Genomic DNA, 12650 nt, shown 5'->3' with positions numbered 1-12650 from the left:
AGATCGCCATGAGATTCGTCATATCGCGCGAAGCGTTAATCAAACCCCTGCAGCTGGTCGCCGGTGTCGTCGAACGTCGTCAGACCTTGCCGGTGCTGTCCAACATACTGCTGGTAGCCGAGGGTGACCAGCTGTCCATGACCGGGACCGACCTTGAGGTCGAGCTCGTGGGTCGTGTGACGCTGGATGAGCCGGCCGAGGGGGGTTCCATTACTGTGCCTGCGCGCAAGCTGATGGATATCTGCAAGTCGCTGCCGGACGATGCTCGCATTGAGCTTGCCCTGAGCGGCCAGAAGATGGTGATCAAGGCCGGGCGCAGTCGCTTCAGTCTGTCGACGCTGCCGGCGGCCGAGTTCCCCAATGTGGAAGACAGCCCTCAGGCGCTGGATCTGAATCTGACCCAGGGGCACCTGCGCCACCTCATCGATCAGACCGGCTTCTCCATGGCGCAGCAGGATGTACGCTACTACCTCAACGGCATGTTGCTGGAAGTCGCCAACGGGCAGCTGCGCGCCGTCTCTACCGACGGACACCGTCTGGCGACCTGTGTTGCCGATGTTGTGGCTGATAGCGACAGCAGCCATCAGATCATAGTGCCGCGCAAGGGTATCCTTGAGCTGGCGCGTCTGCTGCAAAGCGGTGAAGACGGTGTGCGCCTGCTGATTGGGGCCAACCATATTCGCGCCCATGTGGGTGATTTCATCTTCACCTCCAAGCTGGTTGATGGCAAGTTTCCGGATTATCAGCGTGTTATCCCGCGCAATGGCAACAAATACATGCTCGGTGATCGCCAGGTGCTGCGCCAGGTGTTGAGCCGTATCGCCATATTGTCGAACGAGAAGTACCGCGGTGTGCGTCTGCTGCTGACCAGCGGTTTCCTGCAGGTTATGGCCAATAACCCGGAACAGGAAGAAGCCGAAGAAACCGTGGCGGTGGACTACGATGGCGAGTCGCTGGAAATCGGTTTTAACGTTAACTATCTGCTCGACAGCCTGTCGATTCTGAATTCGGAAACGGTGCGTTTCACGCTGTCCGATGCCAACAGCAGTGCCTTGATCGAAGGTATCGACGAGGCGGATAGCCTCTATGTCGTGATGCCGATGCGCATGTGATCAGCGTTCCTCGCAGGGCCGGGTTGAGAGACTCGGCTATTTCTTTATGCCGATAAAAAGCCTTCATGTTCAGCACGTTCGCAATCTGTCGGATGTGCGAATCACGCCGTCGCCGCGGATCAACATTATCAGCGGCGACAATGGCAGTGGCAAAACCAGCCTGCTGGAAGCGCTGCACTTTCTGGGCATGACCCGATCCTTTCGTACCAGCCAGTTCCGCCATTTGCTGCAAAGCGGTGCTGACAACTGCCTGGTATTCGCCCAGATTGATCCCATGGGCAAGGGCGATCAGCACCCCCTTGGGGTGGAGCGGCGTCCAGACGGTGATGTGCGCATTCGCCATGCCGGCCAGACGCTTGGTCTGTCCGAGCTGGCCCAGCTATTACCCCTGCAGGTTATAGACTCCGATACCTTCCAATTGCTAGAGGGCAGTCCCGGTGTGCGGCGCCAGTTTATCGACTGGGGCGTGTTTCATGCCGACCCGAGTTTTATCCAGCTGTGGCGCGGCTTCAGGCGCATATTGAAACAGCGAAACTCACTGCTTAAATGTGGTAAAATCGACCCTCGGCTACGGCGTGTGTGGGACAGAGAATTTGTCACCTATGCCGAGCGCATGACGGCGTTGCGTGCACGCTATATCGAGCTGCTAAAACCTGATTTTGAAACCACTCTCAGTCGCTTGCTGGGGGGCGTACCGGTAGAGCTTAAATTCAGCCAGGGCTGGGATCGGAAAACCCCGCTGGATGAATTGCTCGAAGAAGGTTTCGCACGCGACCTGAAGCAGGGTTTTACCGGCAGCGGCCCGCAGCGGGCTGATTTGCGGGTACGTACGGATGGACAAAGTGCCGCTGAGCGACTGTCTCGCGGCCAGAAAAAACTGGTGGTCAGCGCGTTGAAACTGGCCCAGGGTGCCCTGTTCTATCGTTTGAATAACCGCCCCTGTATTTACCTGATCGACGATTTGCCGTCGGAACTGGATGAACAGCATTGCCGTTTGTTTTGCCAGTTTCTGGAGGAAACCTCCAATCAGTGCTTTATCACCTGTGTTGATCCCGGAGCCCTTGGTGGCTTCTGGTTACCCCAGACGGATGTTAGCCGTTTTCGGGTTGAGGCAGGGACGCTGACACAAATTGATTAAATGCCCTGCCCGGCACCTTTTCTGGCGCCGGGGCGGGGCTGTAATGCCCTATGGGTGCGCGCAGAATTTTCCGCCCGATTAAGTGGGCGACGTTAGGCAGGTCGGGACGGTCTGCCTGATTGCCAGGTTAACAGGAGATAATTGATGAGCGACGAAAACCAGAGCTATAACTCCTCGAGCATCAAGGTCCTCAAGGGTCTTGATGCCGTGCGCAAGCGCCCTGGCATGTATATCGGTGATACCGACGACGGTACCGGTCTGCATCACATGGTGTTCGAGCTGGTCGACAACTCGATCGACGAAGCCCTTGCCGGTCACTGCTCCGAGATCCGGGTGGTTATACACCCGGATGAAAGCGTTAGCGTTGGCGATAACGGTCGTGGTATTCCGACCGAGCTGCACGAAGAAGAAGGCGTATCGGCGGCCGAAGTCATCATGACGGTGCTGCACGCCGGCGGCAAGTTCGATGACAACAGCTACAAGGTATCCGGCGGCCTCCACGGCGTGGGTGTTTCTGTGGTGAACGCGCTTTCCAGCGAGCTCAAGCTCACCATTCGCCGCGCCGGTGAAGTGTTCGAGCAGACCTACCGCCATGGTGTGCCCGATGAGCCGCTAAAGGTCGTGGGTGAGACCAGCAATACCGGTACCAGCGTGCGTTTCAAGCCCTCGACGGATACCTTCACCCATATCCTGTTTCAGTACGATATTCTGGCCAAGCGTCTGCGCGAGCTGTCGTTCCTTAACTCAGGCGTGCGCATCGTCTTGCGTGACGAGCGCAGCGCCCGCGAAGATATCTACGAATACGACGGCGGTCTGGGTGCTTTTGTTGCTTATCTGAACCAGAACAAGAGCGCGGTCAACAAGGTGTTCCACTTCAACTCCATGCACGAAAACGGCGTGGGCGTGGAAGTGGCACTGCAGTGGAACGATACCTTCCAGGAAAACATCTACTGCTTTACCAACAACATTCCCCAGCGCGACGGCGGCACCCACCTGTCGGGTTTCCGTACCGCCCTGACCCGCTGCCTGAATACCTACATTGAAGCTGAAGGCCTCAACAAGGGCAGCAAGGTCGCCACCACCGGCGATGATAGCCGCGAAGGCCTGACGGCCATCGTCTCGGTGAAAGTGCCGGACCCCAAATTCTCGTCCCAGACCAAGGACAAGCTGGTCTCCTCCGAGGTCAAGACCTCGGTTGAGCAGATGATGGGACAGGAATTCAGCGCCTACCTGCAGGAAAGCCCACAGGAAGCCAAGTTGATCGTCGCCAAGATGATCGATGCTGCCCGTGCCCGTGAAGCGGCCCGCAAGGCCCGTGACATGACCCGTCGCAAGGGTGTGCTGGATATCGCCGGCCTGCCGGGCAAGCTGGCGGATTGCCAGCAGAAGGACCCTGCGCTGTCTGAACTCTACCTGGTGGAGGGAGATTCCGCTGGCGGTTCCGCCAAGCAGGGCCGCGATCGCCGTAACCAGGCGATTCTGCCGCTCAAGGGCAAGATCCTCAACGTTGAAAAGGCCCGCTTCGACAAGATGCTGTCCTCGGTTGAAGTTGGCACCCTGATCACAGCCCTGGGCTGCGGTATAGGTCGCGAGGAGTTCAACCCGGACAAGCTGCGCTACCACCACATCATCATCATGACCGACGCCGACGTCGACGGTTCGCACATCCGTACCCTGCTGCTGACTTTCTTTTTCCGTCAGATGCCGATCCTGTTTGAGCGTGGCCATATTTATATCGCCCAGCCGCCGCTGTACAAGATCAAGAAAGGCAAGCAGGAACAGTATCTTAAAGACGACGATGCGCTGGATAACTACCTGCTGCAGGGGGCCCTCGATGGCACCAGCTTCCATGTCAACGAAGATGCCCCCCCGCTGAGCGGCGCCTCGCTTGAATCCCTGGTGAACGAGTACCGCGCGGTCGACAAGCTGATCAATCGTCTGGGCATGCTCTATCCAACCCAGTTGCTCAAGCAGATGCTCTATATGCCGAGCCTGAGCAAGGACCAGCTGAAAGATCGCGATGCCGTACTGCAGTGGACGCAATTGCTGTGTGAAAAGCTGTCTGTGCAAGCTGTGGGTAATGAGCGCTTCCTGGCCGAGATCATTGAAGACCGCGAGCACAGCCAGTTCCTGCCTGAAGTGAACCACCTGCTGCACGGAGTGGAAAACTACTACCGCTTTGGTGACGACTTCTTCGGTTCACGCGATTATCTGGCGATCACCACCCTGGGTGACAAGCTCGGTACCCTGCTGGAAGAGGGTGCCTATATCAAGCGTGGCGAACGGGTACGCCCGGTGGTCCACTTTGAGGAAGCCCTCAACTGGCTGCTTGATCAGTCGCGCCGCGGTCACTACATCCAGCGCTACAAGGGTCTGGGCGAGATGAACCCGAGCCAGCTGTGGGAAACCACCATGGATCCGGAGTCGCGCCGCATGCTGCAGGTGACCGTCGATGATGCCATCGCCGCCGATCAGCTGTTCACCACCCTGATGGGTGATGATGTTGAGCCGCGTCGTGCCTTTATCGAGGCCAACGCCCTGCGGGTGTCCAACCTCGACGTCTGATGACGCCAGCGCCGGATCCCGCTAAGGGAAGCCGGCTGCATGAAAAAGCCCTCCCATCGTGCGTCTGCATGATGGGAGGGCTTTTTTTTGGGGTTTTTGGGCGGAGCTGCCAGTGCGCCGGGTGAGCGTAGTTGTCAGTTTGGAACTAAGCGCTTTTGCGCAGCCCGACGTTGCTTTGGGGAAAGGCTAGAAAGCCTGGCAAAGCTTCTATGCGCGCCAGCCAACTATTGATATTGCCATAGGGTGACAGCTCAACATTGCCTTCAGGCGCACTGGCTATATAGCTGTAAAGGGCGACGTCCGCGATGGTGATGTTGTTGCCAGTGATGAACAAACGCTCCCGCAGCTCTTCGTTAATAATCTTTAGCACCGCATGGGCGCGCGCGATGACTTCATCGGCATGCAGTTTTGCACCGAAAAGCGTGATCAGGCGAGCGGCGGCCGGGCCGTACGCGATCTGGCCTGCGGCAATGGAAAGCCAGCGTTGCACCTGGGCGGCGCCTTTTGGGTCTTCCGGCAGCCAGTCGGTTTTGCCGAATTTCTTCGCCAGGTAGACCAGAATCGCATTTGAGTCGGCGACTATAGTGTCACCGTCTTCCAGCAGGGGAACCTGGCCGAATTTGTCTTTGTGCAGATACTCAGGCGTTTTGTGCTCACCTGCCGCCAGGTCGACGAACACAAGTTCGACATCAACGCCAATCAGGGACGCAAACAGACGCGCTCTATGGGCGTGACCCGAAAGCGGGAAATCATGAATCTTGATAGCCATGGCCGTAGTTCCTGTTCAGGTAAATTCAGATCGCTCGTTTTGGAGCGTTCTTACAGCCTAAATAGTTTCTATCACCGATAGAATAATCAAACTACGCAATTTATTGTTCCTGTATTTGGAATGGTCTGCGCACCTAAAGACGGCAGCATTCACAGCAATGTCGTCTGCGAGATGGAGCTGTGTGTTGCTGCTCAAGGGTTGCTACTGCAGCAGACGCTAATCGGCTCTGTCTTTGCCGGGTTCCAGTACTGCCAGTAGCCCGGCGAGGCTGGTTTCCAGAGTGTTCAGCTCGGCAGCACTCAGAGGCGCCAGAATGCGATGCTCGTTTTCCACATGAGCCTCCACTGCGCGATCAATCAATTCGAGCCCGGCCGGCGTTAGCCGCACCAGCTTGCCGCGGGCATCGTCCGGATTGGCGACCCGCTCTACCCAGCCGCTGGCCTCCAGGCGCTGCATGCGGTGGGTCATGGTACCCGAGGTGACCATCAGGGTTGAGAACAGTGCAGTGGGGGCCAGGCAATGGGGTGCGCCGGCGCGGCGCAGGGTCGCCAGCACATCAAATTCCCAGATAGTCAGGCCAAAGGCCGAGAAGGCTTCATCCAGTCGACGTTGCATCAGCGCAGAGCAACGTTTCAGGCGGCCTATGGTGGCCATGGGGCTTACGTCCAGATCTGGTCGCTCACGTCGCCATTGGTTCAGGATGGCGTCCACGGCATCGGGCTGTCGTTCTGTACTCATGCTGGGCTTCCTTAAATGCCGAATTCATTGCTTGGCTTACGCAGTTGAAACTATCTTGATATCAAGATAGTTGTATGCGAGACTCGGTTTTTATCTTGAATTGAAGATAATATCATGAGCAATCGCACACAACATCCCGTCTGGATCGATGTACTGATCACCGCCCTGGCGCCAGCCATCTGGGGTTCTACCTATATAGTGACTACCGAACTGCTGCCGCCGGACCGGCCTTTTACCGCGGCGGTGCTGCGCACGCTTCCCGCCGGCATAGTGCTGGTGCTGCTTGGGCGTCATTTGTTGCGCCGGCCTGAGTGGGGGCGCCTAGTTATACTGGCCGCACTCAATATTGGCGTTTTTCAGGCGTTACTCTTTGTCGCCGCCTACCGCTTGCCCGGTGGCCTGGCAGCCGTTGTGGGCGCTATTCAGCCGCTACTGGTTATGGGTCTGGCCTGGTCTGTCGACAGGCGCCAGCCGGCCTGGCTGGCGGTTGTGGCAAGCCTGATCGGTGTAGCGGGAATGGCTGCGTTGCTGCTGGCGCCAGGTGCCCACTGGGATCTTGTCGGTATAGCGGCGGCACTGGTGGGGGCGGCCTGCATGGCCGGTGGTACCTTTCTGACGCGGCGCTGGAGGCCCGATGTCCCCCTGCTGGCCTTTACCGGTTGGCAGCTATTGGTGGGTGGGCTGATGCTGCTGCCGGTTGCCTGGCTTGTTGATCCGCCCCTGCCGCCTCTGAGTACCAGCGCGCTGCTGGGCTATGTATATCTGTCGCTGTTTGGCGCCCTGCTGGCCTATGTGCTCTGGTTTCGCGGTATTGCCCGGCTATCGCCCGTGGCAGTGTCATCCCTGGGATTGCTGAGCCCGCTTACGGCTGTAGTGCTGGGCTGGGCGCTGCTTGGCCAGGCCATGACTGGCGTTGCGCTCTTCGGCTTTGTGGCAGTGCTCGGCAGCATTCTCGCTGTGCAGTGGGTATCCAGCTCAGGCCCTGTGACTGGCCCTGTGGTTTCGCCAGCAGTGGGCTTCCCGGCTGAGGTTCCTGCTCAATCAACTAAATGAGGAAATCCTTATGACTAATCCAATTAAGCTGCTTATCGAATCCCGTGCGTCCACGGGGCGTTTTGATCCTGCTCGGGGGCTGTCGGAGAATGAGGTGAGTGAACTGGTGAGGCTGGCGACCCGAGCGCCTTCTGCCTTTAACGTACAGAACTGGAAGTTCGTTGCCGTGCGTAGCCAGGAAGCGAAGGCGCGGCTGAAGGCTGCGGCGTTTAACCAGCCACAGGTTGAGGATGCGGCTGTTACCTTTATTGTCTGCGGAACTCTGGGCGCCCACCTGGATATGCCCCGGATACTGCAGACATCCGTTGATGCTGGCATAGTCCCCCAGGCGGTAGCTGATGGGTGGGTCGCTATGGCCGCAGAGTCGCACCGGGATAATCCGCAGCTGCAGCGTGATGAAGCATTTCGATCCGCGTCCCTGGCCGCCATGACGCTGATGCTGGCGGCCGAGGGTATGGGGCTTTCTACCGGTGCCATGAGTGGCTTTGACGCCGATGCGGTGGCAAAGGCTTTTGGCCTTGATGCCAGTGAAGTACCGGTGATGCTGGTGACGGCAGGCTACGGACTGGCGAATAACTGGCCGCAGAAGCCGCGCCGCCCGTTGCATGAGGTGATGACATTCGCCTGAGCCCCTGTTGCTGCCTCTCAGCGCATTAGTTTGGTTAATAGGGCTGCAATTTTTCGAATCCGCTTCCAAATGGCGACGTCGGGCTATGCTTGAGGCAGGCAGCGCGCTTGGGTGCTGGGCTTTTTTGTTCTATAAGTGATTGTTAATTAAGAATAACAGTAAAAAGCTTGGTCAATCTACGCTGGCTTTTCTCGCCTCCAGGCTCTGCTGCCTGGCGGTAAGCTCAGGGAGGCTGTTGAATTTCATTATTGCGATGCTCAGGGTTGTTAATATATATAGGTATATACATATGTGAGCGCTGATTTGATCAGCGCTGATGACCTAATCCGTACGCAGGAATGAACGATGTTTACACTGACTATCCAGCCCGGCCAGATGACACTGGCGCAACTGCGCGCTGTGGCGCAGTCTCCCGTCGAGTTGATGCTGGAGCCTTCCAGCCACGTTGCTATCAAGGCCAGCGCCGATGCCGTGTCCCGAGCCATTAGACAGGGACGCGTGGTTTACGGTATCAATACTGGTTTTGGTCTGCTGGCCAATACCCGTATCGCTCCTGAAGATCTAGAGCTGCTACAGCGCAGTATTGTGTTGTCCCATGCCGCTGGCATTGGTGCGCTGATGAGAGAAGATACCGTGCGTCTGATGATGACGCTGAAGATCAACTCGCTGGCCCGTGGCTATTCCGGTATCCGGCTGCAAGTCATCGAAGCGCTGATCCAGCTGGTTAACGCCCAGGTTTATCCCTGTGTGCCGCAGAAGGGTTCGGTGGGTGCGTCCGGGGATCTGGCACCCCTGGCCCATATGAGTACGGTGTTGCTGGGTGAAGGCGAAGTGCTCTATCGCGGCGAGCGCATGTCCGGTGCCGAAGGCCTGCGTATTGCTGGCCTCGAACCTATTACTCTGGCACCCAAGGAAGGTCTTGCGCTGCTTAATGGTACCCAGGCGTCAACGGCCTTTGCCCTTGAAGGTTTGTTTGCCGCCGAGGATCTGTTCGCCGCAGGCATAGTCGCTGGTGCGTCTTCGGTTGAAGCTGCGCTAGGCAGTCGCCGCCCCTTTGATGCCCGTGTACATGAAGTGCGGGGTCAGCTGGGCCAGATTGAAGCAGCGCGGGCCTATCGGCATTTGCTGGGCGAGGCATCACAGCTGGGTGATTCCCACCAGGGCTGTGAAAAAGTGCAAGACCCCTATTCCCTGCGTTGTCAGCCCCAGGTCATGGGTGCCTGTCTGCAGCAGATCCGTCAGGCCGCCGAGGTATTGCTGGTGGAGTCCAATGCTGTGTCGGATAACCCGCTGGTGTTTACCGAGACCGACGAGTTTATCTCGGCCGGCAACTTCCACGCCGAGCCGGTTGCCATGGTGGCCGACAACCTGGCGCTGGCGCTGGCTGAAATTGGCTCACTGTCGGAGCGGCGCATGGCGCTGCTGATCGACTCCAGCCTGAGCAAGCTGCCACCCTTCCTGGTGGACAACGGTGGCGTCAATTCTGGCTTTATGATCGCCCAGGTTACCGGTGCCGCCCTGGCCTCGGAGAACAAGTCACTGGCGCATCCCGCCTGCGTCGACAGCCTGCCGACATCTGCCAATCAGGAAGATCATGTTTCCATGGCTACCTTCGCCGCCCGGCGTTTGCGCGACATGGCCGAAAACACTTCCGGTATTCTGGCGGTGGAATATCTCGCGGCCTGTCAGGGGCTGGATTTTCGGGCGCCGCTCAAGGCGGCTGAACTGATTGAAGCGGCCAAGGCCGAATTGCGTGCCCTTGTCCCTTTCTATGACAAGGATCGCTACTTTGCCCCCGACATAGAAAATGCACAGCAGCTTATTCGCAGTGGCTGTCTGAATGCCTATATGCCTCCGGCGTTGCTGCCGAGCCTCTGATTTTACAGTGCCCTTTTACGTCGAATTTTTACGCTGGTAGCCATTGCATGAGGTGCGCTGTCCCGGCATTCTTGCGCGCTTTGAACAGGTGCCGATTGGCACCTTTTTGATCAGGCGCAATCCGCTGCAGAGGTACCCCATGCTCTCTTATCAAATACCCGTGACACCATAACAATAATGAGGACTCTATCTTGAACCATGAGCTTTCCTGCGCCGAGGCATCTGACCGCGGTGTATCGCGGCTGGTCGTTGGACTCTTTGCAACTATTGCGGCCTTTCTGGTGTACCGCACGATTGACCCTGTCGGTTTTGGCATGAACGCTGTTCTGGTCAGCGTGCTTTCGATGTTGCTGCTTAGCCTGGCGCGCATCAATGTGGTGATTTCACTGATTACTGCATCCCTGCTGGGGGGCGTTATCGGTGGCCTCTCGATTGAGCAGACGGTGAGTTCTTTCAATGGCGGCCTTGGCGGTGGCGCCCAGATAGCGTTGAGTTATGCCCTGCTCGGCGCCTTCGCGGTGGCTATCTCCAAGTCGGGTATACCCCATATGCTGGCCCAGAGCATTGCGACCCTGCTTGGCCAGAGTGGCAGCGCGCGGCGTATCGGCCAGATCCGCTACGGCCTGATCGGCGTCATCATGCTGGTGTCGGTTTCGTCACAGAACCTTATCCCGATCCATATCGCCTTTATTCCGCTACTGATCCCGCCACTGCTTTTCGTTATGTCGCAGCTGCGCATGGACAGGCGTCTGGTGGCCTGCGTGCTGACCTTTGGTCTGGTCACGCCCTATATGCTGTTACCGGTTGGATTTGGATCGATCTTTCTCAACGATATCCTGCTGGCCAACATCAGCAAGAGTGGCCTTGATGTCTCCAACATAGACCCCTTCAGAGCTATGCTGATACCGGCTCTAGGCATGCTTACGGGCCTGCTGATTGCGGTCTTTATCAGCTATCGCGGCAAGCGAGATTACGATGAGGCGCTGATTGCTCGGGTTGAAAGTCGCACAGTAACCTATAGTGGCCGCACCCTGCTGGTGGCGCTGGGTGCAATTCTGGGGGCCTTTGTTGTTCAGCTCTGGACCGACTCGATGATTCTGGGCGGCCTGATTGGCTTCCTGATTTTCTCGCTCTCGGGTGTTCTGAAATGGAGTGAAGGTGACGATGCCTTCACCGAGGGCATGAAGATGCTGGCCATGGTGGGCTTTATCATGATCGCAGCCAGCGGCTTTGCTCAGGTGCTGCGGGACACCGGCCATATCGCTTCCCTGGTAAGTGCCTCTGCCGCTTTGGTGGGTGACCATCGGGGACTTGCAGCGCTGGCGATGCTGCTGGTCGGGCTGGTGATTACACTGGGAATCGGTTCGTCGTTCTCGACCATTCCGATTATTGCCGCTATTTATGTACCCCTGGCGATGGAGCTTGGATTCTCTGCCATGGCGATTGTCGCGCTGGTAGGGACTGCAGCTGCGCTGGGTGATGCGGGCTCGCCTGCATCGGATTCTACCCTAGGCCCAACGGCCGGGCTGAATGTGGATGGTCAGCATAACCATATATGGGACACTGTTGTTCCTACTTTCCTGCACTACAATCTGCCCTTGCTGCTGTTTGGGTGGGCGGCTGCCAGCATTCTCTAGCCGCAATATTGTGTGAGCCTAGCCATGGAAAGGGTCACCTCCCTGCACCCGTTTAGGCTTGTAGAGGGCGACTCAGGACCCCCCGGTGTTTCACGTGAAACACCGGGGGAACTCTGTGAATGGCTCAGGCTGATGGGGTGCTCGGGCGCAGCTTTTGCCACAGTCGCAGCATGGGAGTCAGCACCAGAACGGCGATGGCACCAGCCAGTATACCGACGAGTGCGTTGATCAAAGGCTCAGTGATAAAGGCCCAGAACGCGCCTGCAGGCAGCGCTGAGGCCGCTTCAATGACCGGGTGCAGCAATGCGCTTGCGCCCGGTACGCCATGCACCAGAATGCCGCCACCGACCAGGAACATGGCGGCGGTGCCGACGATAGACAGCGTCTTCATCAGTATCGGAGCAAAGCGCAACAGCGCTGTTCCGAACCAGCGGCTCAGACTGCGTGCCGGGTCTTCCTTGTGGCGTTGCAGCAGGTAGAGGCCGGCGTCATCCAGTTTGACGATAGCGGCAACCAGGCTGTAAACCACAATAGTCATGCCAAAGGCGATCAGGCTGACGACAGCGACCTGGGTCGTAAAGCTGGCTTCATTAACGATGCCCAGCGCGATAACGATGATCTCAGCGGACAGCACAAAGTCGGTGCGGATCGCCCCCTGAATCTTGGCCTTCTCAAAGGCCACCAGGTCGACCTTGGGGTCACTCAGCGCCTTGATCTTTTCAAGGTGCTGGCTGGCCTCCTCCTCCTTGCTATGCAAAAAGCCGTGGGCAATTTTTTCAAAACCTTCGAAGCACAGATAGATGCCGCCGATCATCAGCATGGGGATGATAAGCCAGGGCGCGATAACACTGATAAGCAGCGCGCCCGGCACCAGGATCAGCTTGTTCTTGAACGAGCCTTTGGCCACCGCCCAAACCACCGGCAGCTCCCGTTCCGCCCGCACGCCTGTCACCTGCTCTGCGTTGAGGGCGAGGTCATCGCCCAGTACGCCTGCGGTTTTTTTTGCCGCAACCTTGGACAGAATGGTGATGTCATCCAGTACTGTGGCTATATCGTCTAGTAAGGCAAGAAGGCTTGTGCCGGCCATAATTTGAGTGTTCCTTTGGGTGAATTCATGGAGCCTGGCAAAGGT

Annotated in this window: 10 protein-coding genes; 7 read left to right on the top strand and 3 right to left on the bottom strand. The window is 57.7% G+C overall.

Going from position 1 to position 12650, the window contains the following annotated elements:
• The first annotated feature begins 8 nt into the window (after positions 1-8).
• The 3 genes from dnaN to gyrB all read left to right on the top strand — a co-directional run bounded on the left by dnaN (position 9) and on the right by gyrB (position 4815).
• Positions 9-1112 (top strand): DNA polymerase III subunit beta, encoded by a 1104-nt coding sequence (dnaN, locus tag MPRO_RS06685; protein ID WP_067289200.1) that lies wholly within the window; start codon positions 9-11, stop codon positions 1110-1112.
• Between the two features lie 46 nt (positions 1113-1158).
• Positions 1159-2250, top strand: a complete 1092-nt coding sequence (gene recF / locus MPRO_RS06680) for a DNA replication/repair protein RecF (RefSeq protein ID WP_067289198.1) — start codon at positions 1159-1161, stop codon at positions 2248-2250.
• A gap of 144 nt (positions 2251-2394) precedes the next feature.
• Positions 2395-4815, top strand: a complete 2421-nt coding sequence (gene gyrB, locus MPRO_RS06675; protein ID WP_067289195.1) for a DNA topoisomerase (ATP-hydrolyzing) subunit B — start codon at positions 2395-2397, stop codon at positions 4813-4815.
• A gap of 145 nt (positions 4816-4960) precedes the next feature.
• Here the strand turns inward: gyrB and MPRO_RS06670 are convergent, their stop codons facing one another.
• Both MPRO_RS06670 and MPRO_RS06665 read right to left on the bottom strand, forming a co-directional pair.
• On the bottom strand, positions 4961-5584 hold the full coding sequence (locus tag MPRO_RS06670) for a glutathione S-transferase family protein (protein WP_216821254.1): 624 nt from the start codon (positions 5582-5584) through the stop codon (positions 4961-4963).
• Positions 5585-5800: 216 nt separating this feature from the next.
• Complete coding sequence (locus MPRO_RS06665; RefSeq protein ID WP_067289190.1) at positions 5801-6322, bottom strand: MarR family winged helix-turn-helix transcriptional regulator; 522 nt, start codon at positions 6320-6322, stop codon at positions 5801-5803.
• A gap of 114 nt (positions 6323-6436) precedes the next feature.
• On the opposite strand from MPRO_RS06665, the gene MPRO_RS06660 reads away from it, so the two are divergent.
• From MPRO_RS06660 to MPRO_RS06645, 4 genes are all read left to right on the top strand, one after another.
• A complete protein-coding gene (locus MPRO_RS06660; protein ID WP_067289187.1) occupies positions 6437-7375 on the top strand; it encodes an EamA family transporter in 939 nt (312 codons plus the stop codon).
• Positions 7376-7385: 10 nt separating this feature from the next.
• Positions 7386-8003, top strand: coding sequence for a nitroreductase family protein (locus tag MPRO_RS06655; protein WP_067289184.1), 618 nt, complete (start codon positions 7386-7388; stop codon positions 8001-8003).
• Positions 8004-8348: 345 nt separating this feature from the next.
• Positions 8349-9881, top strand: a complete 1533-nt coding sequence (hutH, locus tag MPRO_RS06650) for a histidine ammonia-lyase (protein ID WP_067289180.1) — start codon at positions 8349-8351, stop codon at positions 9879-9881.
• Positions 9882-10195: 314 nt separating this feature from the next.
• Positions 10196-11518 carry a Na+/H+ antiporter family protein gene (locus MPRO_RS06645; RefSeq protein WP_067289436.1) on the top strand — a complete coding sequence of 441 codons (1323 nt, stop codon included), beginning with the start codon at positions 10196-10198 and terminating at the stop codon, positions 11516-11518.
• A 124-nt stretch (positions 11519-11642) separates the two neighbouring features.
• On the opposite strand, the gene MPRO_RS06640 is transcribed toward MPRO_RS06645, so the two are convergent.
• Complete coding sequence (locus tag MPRO_RS06640) at positions 11643-12605, bottom strand: DUF808 domain-containing protein (protein ID WP_067289177.1); 963 nt, start codon at positions 12603-12605, stop codon at positions 11643-11645.
• Positions 12606-12650 lie beyond the last annotated feature (45 nt).

The sequence above is a fragment of the Marinobacterium profundum genome, assembly GCF_001528745.1.
Taxonomy (GTDB): Bacteria; Pseudomonadota; Gammaproteobacteria; order Pseudomonadales; family Balneatricaceae; genus Marinobacterium_A; species Marinobacterium_A profundum.
The sequence above is the reverse complement of the archived record's forward strand: the minus strand, read 5'-3'. Positions and strand labels throughout refer to the sequence as shown.